The 26,118-nt window shown below is 43.4% G+C and carries 17 protein-coding genes, 1 tRNA gene and 2 pseudogenes; 11 read left to right on the plus strand and 9 right to left on the minus strand.

Translation table 11 applies throughout. The features are described from left to right. Nucleotides 1-58: 58 nt before the first annotated feature. Both ACQCN2_RS11680 and ACQCN2_RS11685 read right to left on the minus strand, forming a co-directional pair. Nucleotides 59-937, minus strand: coding sequence for an IS3 family transposase (locus ACQCN2_RS11680; protein ID WP_426929093.1), 879 nt, complete (start codon nt 935-937; stop codon nt 59-61). Nucleotides 938-945: 8 nt separating this feature from the next. After that, nucleotides 946-1,241 (minus strand): annotated as a pseudogene (locus ACQCN2_RS11685) (transposase). 345 nt (nt 1,242-1,586) lie between these two features. Here ACQCN2_RS11685 and ACQCN2_RS11690 point away from each other — a divergent pair. The 3 genes from ACQCN2_RS11690 (at nt 1,587) to ACQCN2_RS11700 (ending at nt 6,552) form a co-directional block, all read left to right on the plus strand. Then, entirely contained in the window at nt 1,587-4,184 is a 2,598-nt protein-coding gene (locus tag ACQCN2_RS11690; protein WP_426929094.1) for a hypothetical protein, read from the plus strand. Nucleotides 4,185-4,492: 308 nt separating this feature from the next. Further along, nucleotides 4,493-5,389, plus strand: a complete 897-nt coding sequence (locus ACQCN2_RS11695; RefSeq protein ID WP_426929402.1) for a CPBP family intramembrane glutamic endopeptidase — start codon at nt 4,493-4,495, stop codon at nt 5,387-5,389. Between the two features lie 71 nt (nt 5,390-5,460). Further along, nucleotides 5,461-6,552 carry an alpha/beta fold hydrolase gene (locus ACQCN2_RS11700; protein ID WP_426929095.1) on the plus strand — a complete coding sequence of 364 codons (1,092 nt, stop codon included), beginning with the start codon at nt 5,461-5,463 and terminating at the stop codon, nt 6,550-6,552. 31 nt (nt 6,553-6,583) lie between these two features. Here ACQCN2_RS11700 and ACQCN2_RS11705 read toward each other — a convergent pair whose 3' ends face one another. From ACQCN2_RS11705 to ACQCN2_RS11725, 5 genes are all read right to left on the minus strand, one after another. After that, the gene (locus tag ACQCN2_RS11705; RefSeq protein ID WP_426929096.1) at nt 6,584-8,176 is read right to left on the minus strand and encodes a hypothetical protein; all 1,593 of its coding nucleotides are present in this window, start codon (nt 8,174-8,176) and stop codon (nt 6,584-6,586) included. Next, the gene (locus ACQCN2_RS11710) at nt 8,173-9,060 is read right to left on the minus strand and encodes an ABC transporter ATP-binding protein (protein ID WP_426929097.1); all 888 of its coding nucleotides are present in this window, start codon (nt 9,058-9,060) and stop codon (nt 8,173-8,175) included. The genes ACQCN2_RS11705 and ACQCN2_RS11710 overlap by 4 nt, the downstream gene beginning before the upstream one ends. Nucleotides 9,061-9,075: 15 nt before the next feature. Further along, nucleotides 9,076-9,786, minus strand: coding sequence for a DUF4097 family beta strand repeat-containing protein (locus tag ACQCN2_RS11715; RefSeq protein WP_426929098.1), 711 nt, complete (start codon nt 9,784-9,786; stop codon nt 9,076-9,078). A gap of 158 nt (nt 9,787-9,944) precedes the next feature. Further along, a complete protein-coding gene (locus ACQCN2_RS11720) occupies nt 9,945-10,619 on the minus strand; it encodes a response regulator transcription factor (protein WP_426929099.1) in 675 nt (224 codons plus the stop codon). A 1-nt stretch (nt 10,620) separates the two neighbouring features. Further along, nucleotides 10,621-11,775, minus strand: coding sequence for a sensor histidine kinase (locus tag ACQCN2_RS11725; protein ID WP_426929100.1), 1,155 nt, complete (start codon nt 11,773-11,775; stop codon nt 10,621-10,623). Between the two features lie 828 nt (nt 11,776-12,603). Between ACQCN2_RS11725 and ACQCN2_RS11730 the strand changes: the two genes are divergently transcribed. Then, the gene (locus tag ACQCN2_RS11730; protein ID WP_426929101.1) at nt 12,604-16,608 is read left to right on the plus strand and encodes an invasin domain 3-containing protein; all 4,005 of its coding nucleotides are present in this window, start codon (nt 12,604-12,606) and stop codon (nt 16,606-16,608) included. 376 nt (nt 16,609-16,984) lie between these two features. Here the strand turns inward: ACQCN2_RS11730 and ACQCN2_RS11735 are convergent, their stop codons facing one another. Then, the gene (locus tag ACQCN2_RS11735) at nt 16,985-17,878 is read right to left on the minus strand and encodes a carboxypeptidase-like regulatory domain-containing protein (protein ID WP_426929102.1); all 894 of its coding nucleotides are present in this window, start codon (nt 17,876-17,878) and stop codon (nt 16,985-16,987) included. A 227-nt stretch (nt 17,879-18,105) separates the two neighbouring features. Here ACQCN2_RS11735 and ACQCN2_RS11740 point away from each other — a divergent pair, with 227 nt between their 5' ends. From ACQCN2_RS11740 to ACQCN2_RS11750, 3 genes are all read left to right on the plus strand, one after another. Further along, on the plus strand, nt 18,106-18,597 hold the full coding sequence (locus tag ACQCN2_RS11740; protein ID WP_426929103.1) for an ECF transporter S component: 492 nt from the start codon (nt 18,106-18,108) through the stop codon (nt 18,595-18,597). Then, entirely contained in the window at nt 18,590-19,321 is a 732-nt protein-coding gene (locus tag ACQCN2_RS11745) for an AIR synthase related protein (RefSeq protein ID WP_426929104.1), read from the plus strand. Before ACQCN2_RS11740 ends, ACQCN2_RS11745 begins: the two co-directional genes overlap by 8 nt. Before the next feature lie 195 nt (nt 19,322-19,516). Next, on the plus strand, nt 19,517-20,119 hold the full coding sequence (locus tag ACQCN2_RS11750; RefSeq protein ID WP_426929105.1) for a hypothetical protein: 603 nt from the start codon (nt 19,517-19,519) through the stop codon (nt 20,117-20,119). A 16-nt stretch (nt 20,120-20,135) separates the two neighbouring features. On the opposite strand, the gene ACQCN2_RS11755 is transcribed toward ACQCN2_RS11750, so the two are convergent. Further along, nucleotides 20,136-20,232 (minus strand) — tRNA-Sec (locus ACQCN2_RS11755). A 143-nt stretch (nt 20,233-20,375) separates the two neighbouring features. Here ACQCN2_RS11755 and selB point away from each other — a divergent pair. The 4 genes and pseudogenes from selB to fdnG form a co-directional block, all read left to right on the plus strand. Beyond that, nucleotides 20,376-22,244 (plus strand): selenocysteine-specific translation elongation factor, encoded by a 1,869-nt coding sequence (gene selB, locus ACQCN2_RS11760; RefSeq protein WP_426929106.1) that lies wholly within the window; start codon nt 20,376-20,378, stop codon nt 22,242-22,244. 123 nt (nt 22,245-22,367) lie between these two features. After that, a complete protein-coding gene (gene fdhD / locus ACQCN2_RS11765; protein WP_426929107.1) occupies nt 22,368-23,120 on the plus strand; it encodes a formate dehydrogenase accessory sulfurtransferase FdhD in 753 nt (250 codons plus the stop codon). Between the two features lie 24 nt (nt 23,121-23,144). Continuing rightward, the gene (locus tag ACQCN2_RS23370) at nt 23,145-23,708 is read left to right on the plus strand and encodes a twin-arginine translocation signal domain-containing protein (RefSeq protein WP_484479030.1); all 564 of its coding nucleotides are present in this window, start codon (nt 23,145-23,147) and stop codon (nt 23,706-23,708) included. 12 nt (nt 23,709-23,720) lie between these two features. Continuing rightward, a pseudogene (gene fdnG / locus ACQCN2_RS11770) lies at nt 23,721-26,117 on the plus strand (formate dehydrogenase-N subunit alpha); the annotation flags it as partial. Nucleotide 26,118 lies beyond the last annotated feature (1 nt).

Here is a 26,118-nt window from a genome sequence, read left to right on the forward strand (position 1 = left end):
ACAACACCGCTCAAATTGAACTGACCCCTGTCAAGTAGACAGGAAATAAAAAGCCATTTTAAGCAGCTTGAGTCCGATATTCAAAAGGACTTAAGTTGCTTAATTTTTGTTGAAAACGTTCATGGTTATAGAAATGGATGTAGCGTTGGACTTCATGTTTTACTTCCTCAACTGTACGGAACGTACAGCGGTTAAAACATTCTGTTTTAAAATGGCTAAAAAAGTTCTCCATACATGCGTTATCCCAACAGTTTCCCTTTCGGGACATACTGGCTATCATCTTATATTTTTTAAGCAGGTTGTTATATTGACGGGATGTATACTGGAATCCTTGATCACTATGGAGCAGGATTCCTCGAACATTCCGTTTCTTTTTTGCCTTCTTGAGTGTATCAATAACGAGCTTCAAATCATTTCTTCGGCTGATCTGATAAGCGATAATTTTGTTATATAGGTCTTTAATGGCGGATAGGTATAGTCTTTGTCCATTAAAAATCAAATAGGTAATGTCTGTGATCCATTTTTCGCTTGGTCTGAAAGCATGAAAGTTCCTGTTCAGGAGATTGCTTGAAATTACATACGCTTCTTTTTTACCGTAATAAGGCTTTTTCTTGCGGATGATCGCTTGAATCCCCATCACGTTCATCAATCGTTGAACACGTTTGTGGTTTATTTTCAGTCCGTATTTCTTCTCAAGCCATACTTTGACCCGTCGATATCCATAGATTCCCCGGACTTTTTTAAAGCACTCTGCAATCCTCTCCATTATCTGCTCGTCCTCAAGTTGCTTGGAAGAGGTGATCTTTTGCCTTTTTACCCATTTGTAATATCCACTTCTGGAGACTTGGGCTAGTTGGCATAAAAGTAGAATGCTGTATCCCTTCCTGGCTAATTCCTCGATGACAGCAAACTTTCTACCTTGCGGTACCGAATCCATTCCACCTTTCACATCTGTAAGAGCTTTTTTAACAATGCATTTTCTGCTTCCAATCGTTTGATTTTAACCTCAGGATCCTCTGGTTTCGTTCGTGGTCTACCTATACCAGGACCTTTTGCTTTTCCTCGTTTTCTTCAAGACCAGCCAACCCTTCGGCTTCGAAATGTCCCACCCACCGACGCACTACAGAGGGATCGATCCCTAATTCTTTAGCTACGGTTTTATAACCCATTCCATCTATCAAGTATAAATCTACTGCTTTTTTCTTGAATGCAGCGTCAAAAGTTCTCTTGATCTTTCCCATAAGAAATCCCCCCATAATAGACAGAGTAAAGTGCTTACTTTTTTCTGTCTACTATGAGGGGATCATATCAAATTGTGAGTGGTGTTTTTTATTTGTGATGAACAAAGGAAAATTATTAGTCAGTGTAATTGTCTGGGACATAGGGAAAAAAGAATATGCGTGAAGAAAAAATCCAGTTTTCCCATTACTCACCTCGTCCAATACATAATTCCGATGCTATCCTTTATGCAGTCAAATCTCAAGCCTGTCTTATTTATATCACCTATAAATGGATATAAATTACAGATAGCGTTATAATATTTCTATAATTTTTAATACTCCTATTTAATAAAGAGAGGAACCCTTATGAAGAAAAGTTTAATCTTATTTACCTGTTTTCTAGTGCTTTGTGCAACATGGTTTTCTTCACCAGTTCTACAGAAAGCGGAAGCAGCAAAAAAAGTGCTTCAAAGTGAAAAAGTAGCCCAAAGCATTACAGAGTGGGTACTTGATGATGAGAGAGGCTATATTTACGCTATCTCTAAAGAAAGCAATCAATTATTATTTATCTCACTAAATAATTTGCAAGTGGAAAAAGAGATAGATATTGGGTCTTATCCAACTAATCTTGTTTTACAAAATACGAAATTGTATATCGCCTTATCGGGAAGTACATCAATCGCTGTTGTTGATGTAAACAACAAAGTAATTGAAAATAAGTTGATTACAAGTAATAAACCGTCTCAACTTGCCATTGAAGGAAATAAATTGTTTTATGTATCTGGAGATAAGGGTTGGCAAGAATTGTATATGTTTAATCTCGATTCTTCAAGTGATGAAAAAATAGATATTAATAGCGCACAATTTTTTAGCTTTACCGATCCAGATATTGTTGCTGATCCGGTAAAGCATGTACTTTACATTGGTGAATCTGGAACTTCGGGTGGAAATTGCATTGCACTAAGTACGAAGAATTATGGGATTTTGCATCGTTCAACATACAAAGAAGGATATGGATTTAGTTATCCCGAACGTAAAATTCTATTTGATGGGACTAGTGTATATTACGCCGGTCGCAAGCTAGACGGTAGTAATTTGGCTACTATAGATGGAACGTACAAGACAAGAGCTGACAATGGCAATAGCCGTGCGGAGACTATTATCTACGTAAAGGGAAAATACGTTATATCAAACACGACTGTTTATGATCGCGATTTGTTCATTCCAATTATGGAACTTCCTGTTAATAAAAACGACCTTAACTCTAGAGATACTAGAATAAAAGTTTTAATGGATAAATCAGATAATCTTATTATTTATAATTCTAAGGAACAACTGTTAAAAAGACTTCCTCTGAAGAAGACATTGCCGAAAACTGATTTTAAAATTCAAAAAAACAAAATTACATTTGGTGACAAAATTACCGATTGGGCCTATGATAACAAGCGACAAATGATTTACGCCATACAGAGAGATACGAATAAATTACTCTTTGTCGATAGCGGTGATTTCACTGTAAAAAAAGAGTTATTTATTGGTTCTGAACCTACGGATATTGAGTACTATAAAGAAAAGCTCTATGTAGCATTGTATGGATCGACTAAGGTAGCTGTTATAGAATTAAACAAAAATAATAAGGTTGATGTAATCGAATTAATGCAGTCTCCTTATCGAATCGCAGTGTATGACGATAAAATGTATTCTATAGGCGGAGATCAGTGGGGATATCTGTATAGATACTCATTTAAGAAAAAAACAAGTGAAAGAGCTATGAATGTTAGGTTTTACCCACCCTTCTTTGCGGTTGATCGAACAAATAATTTACTATATTTAGCTGACCATGAGCTTCACGTGATAGATACGATAAAAGACATACAGTTAGAAGAGATTGGAGGCACATACGGTGAAAAAGTAGTGATAGATGGAAACGATCTGTTTTTTGGAAAGCGAAGATTTGATAAAAATCGTTTAAGTTATAGTAAAGGAACATACAATGAGCCGATTATTTATGCTTATAATGACTATATCTTTTCTTCTAAAAATTTGTATGATAAAGAATCTTACAAAGAAATATTTGAGTTTCCCTTCGAGGTAACAGATGTGATCGTTGATGATAATGGTGGAATTCTACTGTATAACAACAATGATAAAACGATCTATAAGTATAAATCGGTTACAGAGTTGAAAAAGAGTTTCACAGAATCTAAATTAGAAGCTTCATTGAGTGACTTAAAGATAAAAGCAGGAGAAAGTACTAATATCAAGATTTTTGCTATTTATGAGGATGGTAGAAAAGAGGATGTCACAAAACTTGCAAAATGGTCAGTTCATGATAGGGGTATTTGCTGGATCTCTGAAGGAGAGGTGTACGCGGAAAAATCAGGAAATACCGTTGCTACTGCAACTTACAAAGGATTAAGCATAGATATTCCTGTAAAAGTAGTAGATACTACTCAGTTAAAGATTTCAACGGGGGATCTTAAACTAAAGCAAGGTGAAACGCAGAAACTAAAAGTGATTTCAGTTTACTCTGATCAAACAGAAGAAGATGTGACGGAGCTGGCGAATTGGTGGTCGAGTAACAGTGGTGTTGCAGAAGTTTATAGAGGTAAAGTCAGAGCAATAGCTAATGGAGAAGCTATCTTGACGGCAAAATATAGGGGACAATCAATTGAAGTTAGGGTCTCCGTCGTTTCAACAGAAAAGAAATTGAAAAATCTTGTCCCATCCAGTAAGAAATTAACCATGAAAATAAATCAGAATAAACAAGTAAAAGTAAAAGCAGTTTATGAGGATGGAAGCAGTGAATATGTTACGGAAAAGGTTGAATGGAGTATTGAAAATCAAGAGATTGCGGATGTTACAAACGGTTTAGTTGTAACGAAAGCTGTAGGGCAATCAATTATTAGCGGTACATACCTGGGGAAAAGTGTAAAGATTCCACTTACCGTAAAAAAAGACTAGGTGCTACAACTTCATTCCCATGTGGCGTGACTAGCGCTCTTCATTTTAGGCTAATGCCTGAGACCTCCACCAAGTAAAAATCAGAATTTAATTAGCGGTTATGATAGATGTATAAACTGAATTGTTTACAAAAATAGACATCAAAAATTGGTGTCTATTTTTTTTTTTTACCTGTTCCACCTTCACCCTGAATAAGGATGAACTTATGACTTTTTGCCACTAACCAATATGACTTTTATAGAAGAAAATTTAAGAAAGCTTGAATACGTTCGTTTTTCATTACATCAGTGGAGGGATTTGTTTTGAAGATGGAAGAATCATTCATCATTCAACAAACAAAAGTGGGAAGGAAAAAAGTTAACCCGATTTTTGCAATTATTTTGCTTATTGTTTTTATTGTAGGAGGCCAGGCGATTGGAGAAGGCATCCTCGTCTTACTACACTCTCTGAAAAACTCTGAAAATGTATTTTTACAAAATGTCTATTTTAGCTCTGCCGAATTTGTTTACTTTACAGCTGGTGTTGGAATTTTATTTTTATGGATTCGATATGTTGAAAAACGTCCAATCCATACAATTGGTTTTACGAAAAAGGCTGCTTTTCAGAAATATACCAAGGGCTTACTGTATGGATTGATCCTTTTTATTGTTATTACGGGAGCAATGTTAGCATTAGGGTACTTGAAGCTTGATTTACAAAAAGTAGATGGTACCGTTTTGAGTTCGATGTTTATTTGGATGATAGCTTTTTTGATACAAGGTGCTGGAGAAGAAATTCTCTTTAGAGGCTGGCTATTTCAAGTGATTTCGGTACGAACTAGAGTATGGGTGGGGGTTGTTGTTTCTTCTCTTGTATTTGGTCTTCTCCATTTGTTAACACCTCAGTTTAGCCTATATACGTTTATTGCCATCGTTTGTTATGGAATCTTTTTTTCACTTCTTTTTCTAAAAGAGGGAAATTTATGGGTTAACTGTGGCGTTCACACCATATGGAATTGGGCGCAAACATGTATTTTGGGATTTGGGGTGAGTGGAGAAAAAGCGATTGGGGGTAATACATTATTTAACCCTATTTTAAAAGAGGGACCTGAATTTATCACTGACGGTACCTTGTTTCTTATCATTACTTTGTTAATAGGCTCGGGTTTGATTCTAAGATCATTGTCAAAAAATAAAAAAACATATGACTTTTCCTCAATAAAATAAGCATAGAAAACGACCAGAAGGAATTATGAAAACGGGATGGCCCCAATAAAGAATGAGGAGATAATACAAAAATGAAAAAACGTATGCTACAATGCCTGGTGCTTGCCACTTTTACTTTCTGTTTTTCCATGATTACGAGCGTGACAGCCTTAGAGAATAATACGTACAAGAATAAGGTATACACACAACCAATTCAGGGAGCAAATAGTATTGCTACCTTGGAAAAGGTCATGATAGGTGGCACTGAACAGTGGATCACAATCAGAGGTGAGGATAAAAACAATCCGATTTTGCTCTATCTGCATGGAGGGCCGGGAAATGCAGAAATGAACAGTAATCCACGTTTTAAGCTTTTAGAAAAGCGATATGTCGTAGTGAACTGGGATCAAAGAGGTTCTGGAAAATCATTTTCACCTAGTCTAAAGAAAGAAACATTACATGTCGAACAATATGTATCGGATACTCATGAAATGGTGGAAATGTTGAAAAAAAGGTTCGGAAGAGAAAAAATTTATTTGGCAGGCCATTCGTGGGGAAGTCTTCTTGGAATGTTGGAAGTGAAAAAGAATCCGCAATCCTTTTATGCGTACATTGGAATCGGGCAATTTGTCGATGTAACCAAAGGAGACAAAATCGGATACGACTATACCTTAAAAAAAGCGAAGGAAGTAGGGAATCAACAAGCTGTTCGTGAGCTGCAGGCAATAGGGGCACCACCATATAAATCCTTCACCGACTTCTTAATGTACAGAAAGTGGATCGTCCAATTGGGAGGAGTGTTTTACAGTCCCACCTACATCCAAGACGTCATGATTCCAGATGTGCAAAAAGCGACTGAATACACGGAAGACGAGAAGGAAAATTTTGAAACGGGTGCAATCACGCTCTTTACCGCAATTTCGCCAGAGTTGCCGAAATACAATTTGCTTGAAATGATCGATCAGGTAGAAGTGCCAGTCTATTTTATGACCGGAAGATATGATCATAATACTCCTTACGAGCTAACCGAACAACTTTATCAAAAGCTCAAGGCCCCACAGAAGGAATTGATTTGGTTTGAGAAGTCCGGGCATGCTCCGAATTATGAGGAGGAAGAGAAGTTTGCAGAAGTGTTGAATGAGCATATTTTTTCTCAAACGTTCACGTTCACGAGCAAAAAATAATTCAAAGATCCATCGTATAAAAGACGATCCTTTATTGGAAAAGGGATCGTCTCTTTTGTGTACCTTTCAGTTTTAACAGATGAAGGAGAAGCAACATATCGGCAAAGAGTGCAAACCAGAATGGAATGCCAAGTTCGTTTGCTTTTGGTGTGGAACCGATAAAATCAAAATACGAAAGCTGGTTAATCGGACCCAAATACCAGACCAGCAAAAATATGATTTCGAACGGTCTGCTGTTACCAATATAGGTGCCAAGAATGATGGCTAGCCCTGAGATAAAACAAGCGCTTGCTAATAAGGAAAATAGCGTATACCAGTTTAGAGAGAAAGCAGAGGAGAGCAGCATACCGCTTGTAGCAAATAGGCTAACAATGATACCGCATCCCCATACAAGGACCGTATGAGAAACGGGAAACCGTGAAGAAGAGTGGATTATCTCCGTTACCTTATGTATTTTTGCTTGGCTCCCCATTTTCGCCCAAATAGGCATTGACCAGATCATAGATAAAGGGACAAACCACCTAAGTGCGATATCACTAGACAGGATGAGACAGCAGAATATGAGCGCCAGTTGGATCGCATACCAATAAAGTGGCATGCCTTTGTACAAAATTTTTAGTTCATAGCATAGCAATTGGACGAAACGAAATCCGTTTCCATATGACAATAAAGGTGTAAGAGTAACGGTCGTACGTATAGGAGAAGGTTGCTCATTTTTTACAGCCTCACGTTCCGAGAGAGATGGGAGCTTCTGTTTCTTCCTTTTGGCTGTATGGCGTACACGATTTTGGTCAAATCGCTGAAAAAGAAGCGATCCGCACAATACGAGCAAGATGGCTGGCAATAACCAAGCAACACGCGCTGCGATCATGCCGACAGACCAGTCGATACCATTCCAAAGAAATGTCTTCGGCAGACCGGTAACTTCGATAATACCAATGCTCCCTGTACCAGTCCCTGAAACGTTCATGCTAGATAACGGAATCGTTAAAGCGAGAGGGTCTATGGGGAGTGAGGGTGTGGTGAAGTGGCTAATGAGCATAGATCCAATCCAGAGAAAGAAGTAAACAACATTACCAGTAACGCCCTTTAAAAAACCAACCATTTCAAATAATATGGCGAGTGCACTGACCGATGCTAGTAGTGGAACAGTAAGAAACAGAAAAGGGGAAAGCAATGGCCATAGCTGTAACGAATGATCCTCTCCACGTATCTGCTGCATCACAGCAGCGGCAATCATCAGAAAAAAGGTTAGAAAAAGGAGCAGCATGAAGTTACTTGTGGTTTTGCCAAGTGTGTATTGAAAGTTGCTAATGGGTGAGGAAGCGATTAGCTGACCGGTTTTCGTTAGTTCATCTCGTTCCACCGAATTTTTTACTGCATAAAAACCGATGAGAGAAATGGCAATGTTGGATAAAACAGCAGTCATGCTACCGATCCATGCAGAATTATAGATACCTCTCGTGCCGCCTAAATCCAAGGTGAGGTAGCTGGCTTCTTTTGGGGGGACAAAGAAATAGCCTAATAGGAGTGTAAAGGCAATGAGAATATAAAAGTTTGTTCTTCGAATACGTTCGAAAAAATCAGCGAGAGCAATTGCAAAGATAGTCGTGATGTTGTTCATGCAGTGACTCCTTTCTTGAGGGCGGCCGTTCGAAATAGATAGGCATCCTCCAGTGTAGGAATCACCCGCCAAGCGGTATGATCTGGTGGTACTTCAGAAACGATCCTGACTAATAGCCCATCATTTTTTCTGACAGAGTGGCTAATTTGAAACATATTTTGGAAGAGATGAAACTGTTCTTCCTTAACCGAACATTCCCAGACATGTCCTTCTGCCGCTTGAAGGAGTGCATCCGGGGTAGTATGAGTAAGCAATTTTCCCTTTGCCATAATCGCGATGCGGTCTGCCACCGCCTCGATATCTGAAACGATATGCGTCGATAAAATGACAATCCGTCCTTTGGAAATGCTAGAGAGCAAATTCCGAAAGTGAACGCGTTCTTCCGGATCTAATCCAACTGTGGGTTCATCAAGGATGAGGCATTTGGGATCGTTTAACAAGGATTGTGCAATGCCAACCCGCTGTTTCATCCCGCCAGAATATCCACCAAGGGGGCGTTTGCAGACTTCTGTTAAATTGAGCAATTGCAGTAGCTCTTCAATACGTTTTTTGGCGGCCTTTCGATCCATTCCTTTGAGGGCAGCTATATATTGTAGAAATTCAATTGCGTTTAAATTTGGGTAGACACCAAAATCTTGCGGCAAATAACCAAGCTGTGAACGGATCGTATTGGGAAATTGAGTAATGTCTTGACTGTTCCACGATACCTTCCCTTCGGATGGCCGTGTCAAAGTCGCAAGTATACGCATCAACGAGGATTTACCTGCTCCATTTGGACCTAATAAGCCCGTGATGCCTTCCTCTATCTGTATAGTAATTTCGCGTAGAGCCCACGATTGTCCGAGATATTGCTTTCCGACGTTTTCTACTATCAGCTGTGCCATGAATAGTGATCTCCTTTACTTGGAAAGTTGTTTAACGCCAAAATTCCCACTATTGGTTAATACCGAAATCTTAGGTTTTCCGCTTCCTAGTGTTCCAATCATCTGGTGGTCAGTGTTCGTTGAGAAAAGCATATCGGGTATGAAGAGGGTTGCCTTACCTGAATTCGAGCGATAATCGATAGCAAGTGATACTGGTTTTTCGGTGTAGCCAATTGACACATTACCGCTTGAGGTTTCTACGTTGATATCGTTAAACAACTGTTCATTTGAAAGGGTAACTTGACCTGATTTGGTACTGATTTGTAATACCTTGGCTTGAACATTGGAAGAGGTCACGTTACCACTGGCAGTTTCTACGACAATTTTTTCATAGAGGGTTTGCGGGACTTTGAGTTGGATCATTGGTTGATCTATCGTGACCCCTGTTAAGGAGAAAATTGGTTTTGGCCCTTGAATAGTAAGGGTTTTGTTACTTTCGCTGACATGCATTTGGAAATCATCAACATATTGCTTATTGATTTTTGTGGAAAAGGAGACAGTCACATGGGTAGTTGTATCGGGAATAAGGGTAACGCCTGTAGAGCCTGTATTTACAATTTCAATCTGGTTCACCACTTCTTTCGAGACATACTCTTGATTGATTTGTACCAGAGCGGTATCGGAGCTACAGCCTGATACTGCGATGCCTACGAATAACAAGAGTAGAAGCTGTTTGATTTTTATCATAATGACACCCCTTTCAAAGATTGCGGGAAATCGAGTTTTCATAACTGCCATGGTTATCGTAGCAAGATCAGGCAATGGAAATGAGTGTCGTTAGGATAGAAAAAAGTCATAAAAAAAGGTGCCCTTTGGACAAAAAAAGAGGGGCTTGCTCTCACTTCCTAGAGCAAACCCTCATCAATGGCTTTTTTGGTTGCTGCAGCGCGATTGCGCACATGCAGCTTGGAGTAAATACTGGAAACATAATTTTTAACGGTTCCTTCTGAGATATACAGCTTTTCAGCAATTGCCCAATTTTGCAATCCTTCAGAGATGAGTTGCAACACTTGCAGCTCTCGTTCAATCAAATCGTAGAGGTTCTTCTTGCCTGCAGGTACGAACGATTGCATTGATGTTTCATTGTTATGCAGGAGGGACACATGTGATAGAAAAATTTCCTTTGCTAACTCTTGCGGGATCATCGTTTTCCCTTTATGCACCAAGCGAATAGCGGTACTTAGATCTTGTGGATCGATTGCCTTCAGAAGATAACCTTCTGCTCCAGCCTGCATGGCATTGACAACGAAATGAATATCTTCAAAAGTGGTAAGGATTATCACTTTTACGAGCGGAAACCGTTTTTTGAGGATTTTTGTGGCTTCCACACCATCCATTTCCGGCATATGGATGTCCATCAGCACAATATCAGGTGGGTGCTCCTGACATTTCTCTATCGCTACTCTACCATTTACCGCAGTCGAGACGATCTGAAAGTCTTCTTCTAAATCAAGTACAATTTGAAGACTTTTCCGAATCAAATCCTGGTCTTCCACAATGCAGATACGAATTAGCTCCATATCATCGTCCCCTTATTGGTATAGTGCAAGTCACTTTTGTTCCATGTGATTTTGACAGAGGGGAATGAATCGTAACCGTCCCCTGTAAAGCCGCCAATCGTTCCTTCATGGATGTTATCCCAAAACCAGGGATGATTTGCTCTTTTCCATGTCCATTATCGATAATAGTCATCTCAACCGCATCATCAGTAAAGCTGAGTTGCACATGAATTTCTGTCGATTCGCCATGTTTTTTTGCATTCGTTAACGATTCTTGCAAGCAACGAATCAATGTATGCTTCATCACTTCTGACAGTTCGCTTTCCGAACCTTGCAGATTAATCTGCACCAGTGTTCCTGTATGTATGGAAAATTCATTCGCAATGGTCGAAATACTGTTATGCAATCCACCTTCTTCTAGTTTGGCAGCTATTTGGTGAATGTGATTACGTATCTCATCCAAACCGTTTCGGGTAATACAAAGCAATTCCCGCATGCTTTGCTTCGCTTCCTCTGGTCTTTTGTCGATCAAAGCAAGTACGGCATCCATTCCAACAATCGTCGTAATAAACGTGTGGCCGATAGTATCATGTAACTCTCTCGATAAACGATTTCGTTCTTCTATAATTGCCATTTTTTCAATCTGTTTTGCATATTGCTCAAGTATTTTGTTCTTTTCCTGAATAATTTGCATGGAATGTACGATTCGTGTGAGACAAAGACCCAAACCATAAAACACCGCAAACTTAAGTAATTTGTCCGAGAGCGAGAGCCATGTTAGTTCTATTCCACCTATCCAAAAGGCAGCCAGGGTCAGACCTAACAGAGCAGGAACGATCACATAATGCGATTTTTTGTTGGACATATAGGCAATTGTCAAAATCGGGATATACATAAAAGTAAACGCGCTTCCTGCAATGTTAACTAAATACAGAAAAAAACTGCCAGAAAAAAGTAGTTCTGTCGCTTGGAAACGGAACCTATGAATACTGCCAGGTCGAGAGGAGAGTAGGGGGATAACATAGGCGGATGAGATCCATACAGTCATTATCCAATAGGTAGAAATCGGATATACGCCTTCCATGAAGTAGATCGTAAGCAAGCTTAAGACAAACCAAAAAGAGCGTATGAGTAACATAACTCGGTCAACCCAATGCAAATTTTGAAGTTGCAGCATATTGAATTACACCCACTTTCAACCTTCATTGTAACAAAAATACATATGACTATAGCAGTGCCGTTTGGTCATTTTTGTTTTATGACTCCAAGCAACTGTTTTTCAATACATAAGCGAAATCAGGCCGATGGAGATTCCGACTTGGCTGTTGGAGGGGTTTCACCCCTAACATTGCACTTCCCATACCTTCTATAAGCCGGCAACACTATTCGTAGGGGAATCAACAGTGGAGCACCGCCTCCACCATACATATTTGAATTTAAATATAACATCTACGTGTTCCTTGCAGACGATGACCTTATCAACGTAGTGACTGATAAATTCCTTGATTTCTGGCAAGTTTCTCGATGTTACATAATCCTTGAACGTAGCGAACAGTTGTCGCAGGATATCCTCTGTGATGACTGTTTTTTGTTGTAGAGATCAAGTTCTTCGATGCTACCCCCCTTACAAGGCGGACAACTCCTCCTGCCGTACAGTGTTTCTCTTTATCATCAAAATGATAATTCGAAGGGAAGGGAAGCGACACTTGTCAACGCGGCTTCGTTTACGTCGGGCTGGGAAGAGGATGGGACATTATTCTGCTATCATTCAATTCGCTCCAAGCTGGAGGTCTAACTGGAGAGCAAGCCCGTCCTTTTCGATCAACTGCGTCTCGAACCATAAGAAATGCTATCTCTACAATATTTCGCACATAAACTTAACTTTAGTTAGGTTCTTTTTTAAATTCGAATTGATACAATTCTTAAATCACTTAAAGATGCAGTTGTTCAACCAGGGCGCGACGATCACGTGATTAACTGTGTTTAAAGGGAATGGAGGATATAGATGAAGCGAAATCAACGATGGATTGCAATCATTCTTTTTTTTTCAGTGGTTGTCGGGTTGCTGCCTACCGGATTTGCATCCGCAGCGGAATCACCTGTTTTGGACCAAGAGCAGGCAGTTGCAGTCGGAAATGTTTTGGTTAACCGAGATTATCCGAGATATCAGACATTTACCCCGGCAATTTCCGGTAATCTCAATAAGGTTGAGCTCAACATATTCGATTATTACGCTTCAACAGGAGCCATACGGTTGAGTATCTATAAGGAAGGCGATCTTGGGACGCCGCTGGCTGCAGCTGAAGTGGCGTCGTACAGCCCAGGCTGGGTAGCGATCGATTTTTCTGGGGCATCGCCTTATTTGAAGAAAAATACGATGTATCGAATGGTTGCCTCTACCGAAAATGGCGGAGCGAGTGCCGGTTTTGGGTGGTATGGCAGCGCGAACGATCCCTATAAACGGGGAAGATCGGCCGCTCCAGGGTATGATTTTTCCTTTAGAACGTATATGGTTGCGGATTATTCGCTATCCTTGGAGGAAAGTGGGATTTCTCCTGCGCAGTCCAGTCTCGCAGCCGATGGAGCAAGTCAGACGACTGTCAGTGTGAAGCTAAAGGACGCACAGGGCAACGCTTTGACGACCGGAGGGAAGGCGGTCGCCATCACGTCGACGTTGGGGACTGTAGGCCTCGTGACAGACAACAATGACGGCACCTACACAGCAACGTTGACGGCGCCGACGACGGTAGGCACCGCAACGATCAGTGCAACGGTCGACGGCAGTCCAATAGCGTCAACGGCAAGCGTCCAGTTCGTGCCTGGAGCGGCATCGGTAGCGACCAGTACAGTTGAGGTAGGTAGCGCCTCCCTCGCAGCCGATGGAGCCAGCCAGACGACGGTGAGCGTGAAGCTGAAGGATGCGCAAGGCAACGCTTTGACAATCGGAGGAGCTGCGGTCGCCATCACGTCAACATTAGGCACGGTTGGTGCTGTAACGGACGAGCGAAATGGGATCTATACTGCAACACTTACGTCGCAGACGACGCCAGGCACTGCGACGATCAGTGCGGTGGTCGACGGCAGTCCGATAGCGTCGACGGCGAGCGTCCAGTTCGTGCCGGGAGCTCCGTCGGCAGCGACCAGTACAGTTGAGGTAGGCAGCGCCTCCCTTGCGGCGGATGGAGCCAGCCAGACGACGGTGAGCGTGAAGCTGAAGGACGCCAATGGCAACGCACTACGGAGCGGAGGCGAGACGGTCGCGATAACGTCGACGTTGGGGACGATTAGCACCGTAACGGACATGCAAAATGGCACCTACACAGCGACTTTGACGGCACCGACGACGGTAGGCACCGCAACGATCAGCGCAAGTATCGGCGGAAGTGCGATAGCGTCGACGGCGAGCGTCCAGTTTGTGCCGGGAGCGGCATCGATAGCGACCAGTACAGTTGAAGCAGGCAACGCCTCCCTTGCGGCGGATGGAGCCAGCCAGACGACGGTGAGCGTGAAGCTGAAGGATGCGCAAGGCAACGCACTACGGAACGGAGGCGAGACTGTCGAGATAACGTCGACGTTGGGGACTGTAGGCCTCGTGAGAGACAACAACGACGGCACCTACACAGCGACTTTGACGGCACCGACGACGGTAGGCACCGCAACGATCAGTGCAACGGTCGACGGCAATGTGATAACGTCGACGTCGACTGTCCAGTTTGTGCCGGGAGCGGCATCGGTAGCGACCAGTACAATTGAAGTAGGTAGCGCCTCCCTTGTAGCGGATGGAGCCAGCCAGACGACGGTGAGCGTGAAGCTGAAGGATGCGCAAGGCAACGCACTGCGGAGCGGAGGCGAGACTGTCGTGATAACGTCGACGTTGGGTACGATTAGCGCCGTAACGGACATGCAAAATGGCACCTACACAGCGACTTTGACGGCACCGACGACGATAGGCACCGCAACGATCAGTGCAACGGTCGACGGTAGTCCAATAGCGTCGACGACGAGCGTCCAGTTCGTGCCTGGAGCGGCATCGATAGCGACCAGTACAGTTGAAGCAGGTAACGCCTCCCTTGTAGCGGATGGAACCAGCCAGACGACGGTGAGCGTGAAGCTGAAGGACGCCAATGGCAACGCACTACGGAGCGGAGGCGAGGCTGTCGAGATAACGTCGACGTTGGGGACTGTAGGCCTCTTGAGAGACAACAACGACGGCACCTACACAGCGACGTTGACGGCACCGACGACGGCCGGTACTGCGACGATCAGCGCAAGTATCGGTGGAAGTAAGTTGGCCGCTATCGTGACGGTTACGATGCAGCCTGCTCCGACCTACATGATCCAAGCCCTGCCCGATCTGACGTTGAAGGAGCTTACCGCAGGTTATTCCGCGGGCGAGCAACAAACGAAAGCGGTCACTTTGACGCGATCGGGTACAGGAGACCTGAACAACCTGGCAGTATCACTTGACGGAACGAATAAGAATTACTTTACGATTTCGACACTAGGAAGTACGAAGTTGAACGACACGATCCCATCCACGACGTTCACTGTGACGCCGAAAGCAGGCTTGTCTGCAGGAACGTATACGACGATGGTCATCGTGACTGCGGACAACATGACGCCGATAAGCTTTTCAGTGACACAAGTGGTGAACGCAGCAGCGCCTGCGAAATTAAGCAGCTTGCGAGTGAGCCAAGGAATACTCACTCCTACTTTCTCACCAGACATAAGCAATTACGCTGTCAATTTGGGTAACGGTGTAACTTCTATTAATGTAACGGCTGATTTGGCTGATTCAAAGTCGGCGATGACGATCAACGGCAACCCTTTCACCAGTGGTATCGCGTCTACTGTCGATCTCGACGTGGGGACCAATACCATTAGGATTGAGCTGACGGCGGCTGACGGGGCCACCAAAAGTTTCTACACAATCTCCGTAAAACGAGGTGCCTACATTCCGCCGTCGTACTATCCGGTAACAAGCGTCACCATGAGCAAATCAGAGGTTACCTTGACGGCAGGGGGAGCAACGGAGACGTTAACCGCTACTATAATGCCTGACTATGCAACCAACAAGCAAGTAACGTGGCGCAGCAGCAATCCGACAGTGGCACAGGTTGACCAAAACGGAGTCGTTACGCCACTGACTGAGGGAACGGCGACTATTACCGTCACCACCGCAGATCAGACGAAGACCGACCTCTGCCAGGTAACAGTCTTGTCGAAGGCCGACGAGGTCACCGGCATAAAAGTATCGGAAAAGAATGTCGTGCTCAAACCGAAACAGTCGTTGCAATTGCATATAATGGCTGTCTATACGAGCGGTGAAACAAAAGAGATCACCACAGACAAAAAAACCAAATACAGCAGCAGTGCAACCAAAATCGCCACTGTAAAGGAAGGCCGTATCACCGCTGGGAATAAGGAAGGAACAGCAACGATCACCATCCGTTACCTGGACAAAACGGTTCAAATTCCGGTAACCGTGTCCAAGCTTGACGTGCGAGAGCTTACGACGCCAAAACCAAGCGTCCAGATAGAATTGAAAGCAAGCATGCAACTGAGCGTAACGGCAGTTTTATCCAATGGGAAAAAGAAAGACGTGACCAATTCTGTTTTCTGGTCATCGGATAACGAAAAGGTTGCCACTGTGAGCGAGAACGGAAAGGTTAATGCAGTCGGAACCGGAACAGCCGTGATTACGGCGACCTATGGTGGCAAAAGCGTTACGGTTGAAGTGAAAGTGTTTGATCTAAAGACAATAAAGAAGCTGACCGCTAGTCAAAAAAAGGTCATTCTGGACAATGGGAAAGAACAACAGATTGAGCTTACCGCCACTTTGATGGATGGCAGTGAACAAAGCGTCACTGAAGAAGCTGAGTGGTCAACAACGAACGAAAACATCGCAATCGTAAAGAACGGTCTGATCACAGCCGTTTCCGCAGGCAAAGCTACGATCAAAGCGAAGTACAAAGGTAAAACGATCACCATTTCCGTCAGAGTACCCTGATAATCAGGCAAAACGGCTATCCTTAAGCAATTGCAAACAGGATAGCCGTATCCTTTGACTACTACGAGAGCATAAACTCTTATAAGGAAAATTCCCACTTCAGAGGTGATCATTTGTGGGCCGTGTAAACGTCTTTTAGACAACCGACCTCTTGCAGGAAATTCGCAGGAGGCTTCTTTGTTGTGTAGGGTAAAATCAATAGCAATCTAAAATCTAAAGCAACGGTTTCACATGACTTGTTTAAAGTGACGGGCATCCTCCTGGCATATTTTCCTCGCACCAATAAGAAAAAAAGAAGCTGGGGAAAAACGAAACGGTTTCCCCGGCTTCTTTAGTTTTAGGGACTTTCAAGACTGCCCCGCCCATTCTCTGTAACTTATTGTCCGTTTTGACTGTCGAGCTTGGTTTCAAACTGGCTTACAAAGATGGAAGGTGCACCTAATGGAGTATAGAAATCAAATTCGACCGACTGAGCAAATTTACCATTACCTGTAACTTTAATCAGCATAGGCATGGGAGCGTGACCTTCTGGCTTCCAGATAGCGGATATTTTGTACCGGCCGAGCGGTATTTTATCTACTCCGTGACCGCCTGTTTGGAGTGCCATTGCACGTGTTGTGATCGTTTTACCCGTGCTTCCGTCAAACAATGGGCCGACAGGTGTGAGTGTAACTTCTAAGTCGTTCATTTCAAATTGAGGCAAGCTATCGTCAAACGACCAAAAATCGGGATTGATTTCGATATGTCCCACGACACCCTTCAAGGTGAAGTTACGAATAGCCCCTGAACTTGAAGCGAATGGTTGATCGACGTCAGACCTTAAATAAAGCTTTTGCTCCTTGCCGTTATAGGGGAGAGAGAAACTTGTAGACATAATCCAGGTCGTCGGAAGGTGAGGCAATTGGATCCGATAAAATCCATTTTTATCAGTCACCGCTCCTAAGTTGCTGTCATAGAACAATTGGTTATCCGCATTGATCGTAACTCCTGGAATTGGCTTGCCCTGCGCGGTACGTAAAAAGCCTTTCACAACGTAGGGCTCTACTTTCCCGGCAGAGGGGAGGGGCTTCGGAGCAGGTGCAGGTGTCGGCTTCGGTTTCGTAGCAGAAGTAGGGGCTGAAACAACGGCAGCCACTGTATCTAGCTGGCTGAACTTCTTCATTTGCATGCCAGCCTGCGTTTCGCCAAAGGCATCCACAATTCCGGTGAACGCAAGACAACTTGCCACCAAAAGGGATAAGCCCATCAATTGTTTCCTAAAGTTAATCATCTCATCATTCTCCTTTTTGGAAAATCTTTGTATCGGTAAGCTATGTCAATTATCTTATCGCATCAGTGTTCACGTTTCATGAGTAACGGTCAGGAAATACATCGGGAAAAATATAGGATGATGTTGGGAATGAGGCTGGGAATTACACTAAAAAAAATCCCGTTCTCACCCCGGAAAAGGACTATAATTGATTCATTGGTAAATTAAACTATCGAATGGAGACGACAATGAATCAATCCTCTTCAAACATCAAGATGATCTCAATTCTTGCAATCTTTATTGCATTATCGTTTGTTGGAAGTTTGTTGAAAATACCATCCCCTATTGGAACTGTAGCATTGGATTCATTTCCTGCATTTGTTGCAGCGATATTGGTATCTCCGCTGGCTGGAGCTATTGTTGGCTTTTTTGGTCATATGCTGACGTCCCTGAATGCAGGGTTCCCTCTAACTATTCCCATCCATTTGTTTATCGCATTGCAAATGGCAGGGGTTAGTTATGTTACAGGGTTTATCAGTCGGAGAGTGAATCTCGTTCTTGGTCTTATACTGGGTACTTTTTTAAACGGCGTTATTGTTCCAGCTATGTTTATCCCGTTTGAAGCCTTTGGAAAGGCCTTCTTTCTGTTAATGGTAGTGCCACTGACAGTTGGCTCATTGGTTAACTTTATTTTGGCTGGTTTAATTGTCAAAGCGATTAAGGGGAAAATCAATGTATAAAATCAGACGGTTTCGTGATTTGACTGTAATGGACTATATGGATAAAGAATTGGTTATCGCTTGTGATTCAAGCGGAGCCATAGGGAACAAGCCAAACGACATCATTAAAGTTGATCCTTACGTGCTCGGCAGATTTCTCGTGCGAGTACCTTTGATGGAGCTGTTGTCTGTTGGTGCAAAGCCTTTCGGCGTCATGAATACGCTATCTGTTGAAATGGAACCAACCGGGCGAAGCATCATTGCAGGAATCATTGATGAACTTAGACAGATTGAGTTAGACGAGAATGAAGTATTAAATGGAAGCACGGAAGACAATTTTCCGACCCTCCAAACGGGTGCAGGAGTTACAGTAATAGGAGTGGCAACCGAGATCGCAGATAAAAGCATGGTAGGAGATATTCTCTGTTGCATCGGTTATCCAAAAGTCGGAGATGAAGTCAAACTGGACGATAGTGAAATATGCGATTTGCCAACGATGAGACAGATTAGGGCTACTCTGGGTGTCCATGAAATCGTTCCGGTTGGTTCCAAAGGAATCCGATATGAAACAGAGGAATTGCTGAAACGAAATCAAGCGACCTTATTGTGGGAAGATACGCATTTACCATTGGTGAAAGCGGCAGGTCCAAGCACATGTGCGATTGTTACCGTAGAGGAACACTGTTTGGAAGAGTTGAAAATGACAAAACGGCCTGTTTTTGTGCTGGGGAGAATCAGTAATTAAGATAGGTCGTTGATGAGCGTACAGAGAAAATGTAATAATTCACCAAAAAAACACCGAATAATGGTGTTTTTTTTGATTTAATGATCAGTAATCAGAAACTAACTCAGATATAGAGATGGATTTAATTATGTAATATAATGTAAAAATTAGGGGGTGTGTTGTTTTAAAATTATGGGTGTAAGGATGTACAGCTCTATGACAGGGAATATACTATACATGTTTTATTCTGTATTTATTACAGTTAGCATGATTATATTAAGTGTCACTATTAGGGTGAAAAAAGGCAGTTCATCATTAAAAAGTTTTATCATTTTAAGTCTCCCAATTCTATTATTTATTCAGGTTTATTTTTGGAACTCAAAATTTAATGACTTTACGAAGAGCCTCCTTTTTCCCAGCAAGGTCTATGAATGTGGTTACGTGGAAGACTTGAAAAATATATCAATTCCACTTCCCAAAAGAACTGTATTTCATGGGAAGGAAGATGCATGTTCGTCTCGTTATTCAACGTATATAAATGATCATGAGTTTACTCATTTCTATGAGAATGAACTGAATAAATTAACAAATAAAAAGGAGATAAAGAACTACAGTTATGTTGAAAAAAATGACGGTTTCTGGGTAGAAGAAAAGGGATATTCAATAAATTTATTGTCAGGTTCAAAACTTGAAATATTTATACATCGAAGAGAAAGTGAGAATAACTGGTCTATTAGTATTGATTTTTTCCACAATAAAAAGCCCGACCTCATGAGGTCTGGGCTTTTGTTATCAGTTAGCGGTTTTTTCATTTTTTGAAATTACAGCAAAGTTGTGGCGGGATTGTATGGGAATCGAACCCACCAAAGACGTCACGCGCCTCTCGGACGGTTTTGAAGACCGCGGGGGACACCAGTACCCCAACCAACCCCACATTATATTCTTCGACCAAAACTATCAAATTTCGACCAAAACTATCATACCTGATGATGGTTTAAAATTCAAATGATAAAATGATATAGTTTAGCTTATGCCTACGAGTTACTTTCACTGTGTGAAAGATTGGAGGAAATAGATGAAGCATTATACGATTGGCATCGCCGGGCACATCGACCATGGAAAAACATCGCTTACTAAAGCGCTGACAGGCGTCGACACCGATCGACTGAAAGAAGAAAAGGAGCGCCAAATCTCCATTGAACTCGGCTTCGCGCCACTAACGCTATCCCGTCCGGATATGCAGGTGTCCGTCATTGACGTGCCTGGTCACAAGCGTTTTATCCGGCAAATGATCGCAGGTGTTGCCGGAATTGATCTAATTCTATTAGTTGTTGCCGCTGATGAAGGCGTAATGCCGCAAACGAAAGAACATCTGGAAATCGTCAAGCTGCTCGGCATTAAAAAAGGCATCGTTGTTATCAGCAAAATCGATCGCGTGGATACCGAGATGCTGGAACTCGCTTACGAGGATATTCACAGCGAATTAGAGGGAACGGTGTTTTACAATGCACCTACCGTATACGTCAACAATTTGCAAAAAACAGGCATTGTCGAGTTAAAGCAAGCCATTGAGCAGCAATTGGATCAAACTGTGCCGCGCAATGAATATGGCGCTTTCCGTATGCCTATTGATCAGGTGTTCACGGTAAAAGGCCATGGAACGGTAGTTCGCGGCACTGTATACGAAGGCGAAATCCGCCAGGGCGACGATCTCCTTATATTGCCGGAGGGAATTCCGACCAAGGCTCGGCAATTGCAGGTACACGGCAAACAAGTCGTTGCTTCCGGCGCCGGTCAGCGGCTAGCCATTAACCTGAGTAATGTCGATAAAGACCAGTTGCGGCGCGGCCAAGCGCTTGTATCCACCGCTGATTACAAGGTCACGCAAGTAATGGACGTATCTTTGCATTGCTTGAATGTCGGTTATCCGATCAAACAACGGATGCCTGTCAAATGCCACTTAGGGACGTCGGAGGTAATGGGGCATCTTGTATTTTTTGACCGCCAGAAAGTAGAACAGGAAGAAGAAAATATTTTGTGCCAATTGCGATTGACGGAACCTGTCGTGGCACGGCGCGGCGACAGGTTTATAATTCGTCGGTCAAGCCCGGTGGAAACGATCGGCGGTGGATGGGTTATCGATGTTTTCGCGCAAAAACATCGCTTTGGGCCGAAAACAATGGAACTATTGCAAAATAAACAGTCGGGTACGCCGCTGGAACGGATCCTCCGGCTGCTTGAGGAACAAAAGCTGATGACAAAGAACGATATTCAATTCTGCACGTCGCTTTCCGAAGAACAATTTGCAGCGACTCTGCAATCGGGACATCTATTGTCCGTAGATAAACAAAAATTCACTTCACAAGAGGTCGTGGCGGAAGTTATCGCGCGGACGGAACGCAACTTGCGCGAGCATCATGAACATCATCCGATGCTGATCGGGCTTGGCAAAGCGGAATATATGGAGAGATTTTCACAAGCGTATCCGCGGCAACTCCTCGAATATGCGCTTACCCATAACGATGTTTACGCGATCCGACAAGAGCAGTATATTGCCTGCACAGCATTTCACCCTCATATGCCCAAACAGTGGGAAGTGCGCATGCAGCGGTTGTTTTCAGCGATGGAGCAGGGTGGCATCAAAGTAAAGCCATGGCAAGAGTATGTGGACGAATTCGGTTTGCCGGAGGCGGTAGCTCAAGCATATCGTCAATATTTGCTAGATAATGGTTTGGCCTATGTGTTCGATCCGATCCATCTCATTGCGCAGTCGTCGGTACGTCAGGCCATCGCTTTGTTGCAGAAGCAGACCGGACAGCAATTTGAATTGGGTGTCGTCAAAGACTTGTTTGGCATTACCCGCAAGCATCTTGTGCCATTCGTAGAGCTACTCGACAAACTGCAAGTAACGGAAAGAACGGATAACGGTCGAAGGTGGAAATGATAGTCGATCGAAAGATATGCTAGCTTTTCGTATGATTGTGAATTATTTCACATGAATAGCGTGTGAGAAACGTCATACTAGCACTAGTAAATAATGCTTATAATTACGGTTGGGGTGCGTGCTATGAATCAAAGAGGTTGTCCAGAAGAGTATCCGATTGTACTGCGATTAAACGGACATGAAGTCGCTGTGTTTCAGTTAACGAATCGTGATTTGGAAGACTGGGCATACGGCTATTTATATTCGGAAGGGATGATCGACTCTACAGCGGATGTCAAGCAAATTGTTGTTGCCAAAGACCGCTCACGAATTGATGTCCATTTGCTCACATCATTTGATGTTGAAAAATTTTTTAATAAAAAAGCGCACTATACGGCCGGTTGCGGGCGTGGCGTTACCTTTTTTTCGATGACTGATGTGAAGCAATTTCGCAAGATCCAAACAATCCGTCAGGCTAAATTGTCCTACTTGCTTAAGAAGCAAGGTCAATTTGCGCAGAATTCACCAATATACCTGGAAACGGGCGGTATGCATGGCGCGTGCATCGTGTTTCCAGATGGCGAAATGATCGTGCGCGAAGATATCGGGCGCCATAACGCGGTCGACAAGATAATTGGTTATGCGCTCAGAAATCAATTGTCGGCTGAGGATTTGATTCTGCTGACGACCGGACGTATTTCGTATGAAATGTTGTCCAAATGCGCCAAATTTGGCGTAGGCATTGTTGGTTCGCGTACAGCTGCGACAAAACAAGCGATTCAGTTAGCAAATGTGCTTCAAATCGAAGTAGTGGGGTATTTACGTGGGAAAAGAGCGATCGTTTATACCGCAATGCAAAGAGTGCAAGACGATATTTTGAGAACAACAAACGACTAATACTTCAAGAGGAGGAGAAAAAGCATGAGCATGACCAGACGTGACTTTCTTAAAGTTGCTGGTGCCGCAATTGCGACTTTGGCCGTAGCCGATCTTGGTTTTGACCAGAAGCAAGCTTATGCGGAAGCAAGAAAGTTTAAAGTTGCCAATTTGAAACCGTCTCCAACGATTTGTCCTTATTGTTCGGTAGGATGCGGCATACTTGTATATTCTGACGGCAATGATGTCGTGTATACACAAGGGGACCCGGATCATCCTATCAATGAAGGAACGCTTTGCAGCAAAGGGACAACAGTGCGTCAGGTGTATACTACCGAGAAGCGCGTGACGAAACCGCTTTATCGAGCTCCTGGCAGCGACAAGTGGGTAGAAAAAGACTGGGATTGGATGATGTCGCGCATCGTCGAGAAAATAAAGAAAACACGCGATGAATCATTTGAAACCGTTAGCAAAGGAATTACCGTCAACCATACCGAAGCCATTGCTTGCTTGGGCGGCGCAGCGCTTGACAATGAAGAAACCTATTTGCTCTTCAAGCTGATGCGCGGCATGGGTCTTAACTATCTCGAACACCAGGCACGAATATGACACTCCTCTACGGTTGCCGGTCTGGCGCCTACATTCGGTCGCGGTGCGATGACAAATCACTGGAACGACTTGCAATATTCGGATGCTTTAATGGTCATTGGAGCCAATCCTGCTGAAAATCATCCGATCAGCTTTAGATGGATTATGAAAGCAATGGAAAAGGGAGCCAAGTTGATTTCCGTCGACCCCCGCTTTACAAGAACTTCCTCAAAAGCGAACATCTACGGACAGCTTCGTTCAGGTACGGACATCGCCTTTATTGGCGGTATGATTAACTACGCTTTGCAAAACAATTTGATCCATAAAGAATATGTCGCTAAATATACGAATGCTTCATTCATCGTCAATGACGATTACAAATTTGACGAGGGCTTGTTTAGCGGATTTGATGCTGCAAGTCAAAAGTATGATGTGACGAAATGGGGCTTCAAAAGGGATGCCGATGGCAAAATCTTAAGGGACGAGACGCTGCAAAACCCGCGTACCGTTTACCAATTGATGAAGCAACACTATTCGCGTTATACCATTGATAAAGTTACGGGCATTACAGGCACATCCAAAGAAGTTTATGAGCAAATTTGCAAAACCTATTGCGCTACGAGTGAAGTCGGCAAATCCGGTTCCATTTTGTATGCAATGGGCGGAACACAGCATACGGTAGGTTCGCAAAATGTCCGCATTTTCGCGGTACTCCAGTTATTGCTGGGCAATATCGGCATTGCGGGCGGCGGTGTCAACGCGCTCCGCGGTGAATCAAACGTACAAGGTTCGACTGACTTTGGTCTGTTATACCACAACATGACCGGTTATTTGGACGTTCCATATGCAAAGCCAGAACACGCGGATCTGAAAAGCTTTCTGGCGGACGTTACACCAAAAGGCGGTTACTTTAAAAATAAGCCTAAGTTCTTTGTCAGCTTGTTCAAAGCGATGTATGGCAATAATGCCACGAGCGATAACGAATTTGGTTATCATAATTTCCCTAAAGCTGTAAAAAAAGACTATTCTTACATGCGCATTTTTGAAGCAGTTATGAAAAAAGAAATCAAAGGCATGATGCTATTCGGGACAAATCCGATTGTCGGCGGGCCAAACAGCAATCAAGAACAGGCAGCGCTTAAAAATTTGGATTGGATGGTAGCAATCGACCTTTGGGAAACGGAAACAGCCGCATTTTGGCAAAAAGAGGCGGGCTCTAATCCGGCGGACATTCAGACGGAAGTATTTTTCCTGCCTGCGTGCGGTTCGTATGAAAAAGAAGGTTCTGTATCCAACAGCGGTCGCTGGATGCAATACCGCTGGAAAGCTATTGAGCCAAAAGGTCAATCTAAGGCCGATTTAGAGATCATCCATATGTTGGCCAAACGGATTAAAAAAGCGTATGAGAATGAGCAAACACCGCAAGCAAAACTTATTCAGGCGTTAACCTGGGATTTTGGCGATCATGACCATCCGGATATCGATAAAGTATGTATGGAAATTAACGGAAGAGATCTTTCAACCGGAAAATTGCTTACAACGTTCGCCAATTTGAAGGATGACGGCACAACAGCTTCCGGAAACTGGATTTACAGCGGATTTTATCCGGCGGAAGGCAAAAATCGCGCCAAATCCCGTGACAATAAAGATACCGGCATGAGCAACTTCCTGAACTGGTCGTATGCATGGCCGCTCAACCGCCGTGTGTTATACAATCGCGCAGGAGCTGACTATAACGGCAAACCGTGGTCAGACAATAAAAAAGGCATCTGGTGGGATGCGACATCCGGCACCTGGGTAGGCAATGACGTACCTGACTTTGGCAAAAAAACGGCGCCAAATGGCGAAGGCGGTACAAGTCCGTTTATTATGACCGTAGATGGCGTAGGTAATTTGTTTGCCAATATGAAAGACGGACCGTTGCCAGAACACTACGAGCCATTTGAAAGTCCAGTGACGAATGCATTATCCAAAACACACTTCAACCCGGTTGTCAAAGTTCCTGTTCCAGAGATGAGTCCAAGGGGCGATGCCAGCAAATTCCCGATTGTCGCTACAACGTACCGTATGTCGGAACATTGGCAGTCCGGCTCGATGACGCGCAATCAGCCTTGGCTATCTGAGCTTGTGCCGCATATGTTTGCCGAAATTAGCGAGGAGCTTGCCAAAGAGAAAGGCATCAACAATAAGGACAAAATTATTATTTCGTCCGCACGCGGCTCTATTGAAGTATATGCGCTTGTTACCAAGCGTTTTAGACCATACAATGTGAACGGCAAGCAAGTCCATCATATTGGTATGCCGTGGAACTTCGGCTTTAAGGGTATTGCTACGGGCGCGAGCGCAAACCGTTTAACGCCATATGTCGGTGATCCCACCTCCGTTATTCCCGAATTCAAAGCATTTTTATGTGACATAAGGAGGGCGTAAC

The sequence above is a fragment of the Brevibacillus ginsengisoli genome (assembly GCF_050113715.1).
Lineage (GTDB): Bacteria > Bacillota > Bacilli > Brevibacillales > Brevibacillaceae > Brevibacillus_H > Brevibacillus_H ginsengisoli.

Bases quoted from the DNA above. Each gene is read 5' to 3' on its own strand.
- ACQCN2_RS11680 (WP_426929093.1), bottom strand. From the start codon at position 937: ATGGATTCGGTACCGCAAGGTAGAAAGTTTGCTGTCATCGAGGAATTA.
- ACQCN2_RS11690 (WP_426929094.1), top strand. From the start codon at position 1,587: ATGAAGAAAAGTTTAATCTTATTTACCTGTTTTCTAGTGCTTTGTGCA.
- ACQCN2_RS11695 (WP_426929402.1), top strand. From the start codon at position 4,493: ATGGAAGAATCATTCATCATTCAACAAACAAAAGTGGGAAGGAAAAAA.
- ACQCN2_RS11700 (WP_426929095.1), top strand. From the start codon at position 5,461: ATGAAAAAACGTATGCTACAATGCCTGGTGCTTGCCACTTTTACTTTC.
- ACQCN2_RS11705 (WP_426929096.1), bottom strand. From the start codon at position 8,176: ATGAACAACATCACGACTATCTTTGCAATTGCTCTCGCTGATTTTTTC.
- ACQCN2_RS11710 (WP_426929097.1), bottom strand. From the start codon at position 9,060: ATGGCACAGCTGATAGTAGAAAACGTCGGAAAGCAATATCTCGGACAA.
- ACQCN2_RS11715 (WP_426929098.1), bottom strand. From the start codon at position 9,786: ATGATAAAAATCAAACAGCTTCTACTCTTGTTATTCGTAGGCATCGCA.
- ACQCN2_RS11720 (WP_426929099.1), bottom strand. From the start codon at position 10,619: ATGGAGCTAATTCGTATCTGCATTGTGGAAGACCAGGATTTGATTCGG.
- ACQCN2_RS11725 (WP_426929100.1), bottom strand. From the start codon at position 11,775: ATGCTGCAACTTCAAAATTTGCATTGGGTTGACCGAGTTATGTTACTC.
- ACQCN2_RS11730 (WP_426929101.1), top strand. From the start codon at position 12,604: ATGAAGCGAAATCAACGATGGATTGCAATCATTCTTTTTTTTTCAGTG.
- ACQCN2_RS11735 (WP_426929102.1), bottom strand. From the start codon at position 17,878: ATGATTAACTTTAGGAAACAATTGATGGGCTTATCCCTTTTGGTGGCA.
- ACQCN2_RS11740 (WP_426929103.1), top strand. From the start codon at position 18,106: ATGAATCAATCCTCTTCAAACATCAAGATGATCTCAATTCTTGCAATC.
- ACQCN2_RS11745 (WP_426929104.1), top strand. From the start codon at position 18,590: ATGTATAAAATCAGACGGTTTCGTGATTTGACTGTAATGGACTATATG.
- ACQCN2_RS11750 (WP_426929105.1), top strand. From the start codon at position 19,517: ATGACAGGGAATATACTATACATGTTTTATTCTGTATTTATTACAGTT.
- selB (WP_426929106.1), top strand. From the start codon at position 20,376: ATGAAGCATTATACGATTGGCATCGCCGGGCACATCGACCATGGAAAA.
- fdhD (WP_426929107.1), top strand. From the start codon at position 22,368: ATGAATCAAAGAGGTTGTCCAGAAGAGTATCCGATTGTACTGCGATTA.
- ACQCN2_RS23370 (WP_484479030.1), top strand. From the start codon at position 23,145: ATGAGCATGACCAGACGTGACTTTCTTAAAGTTGCTGGTGCCGCAATT.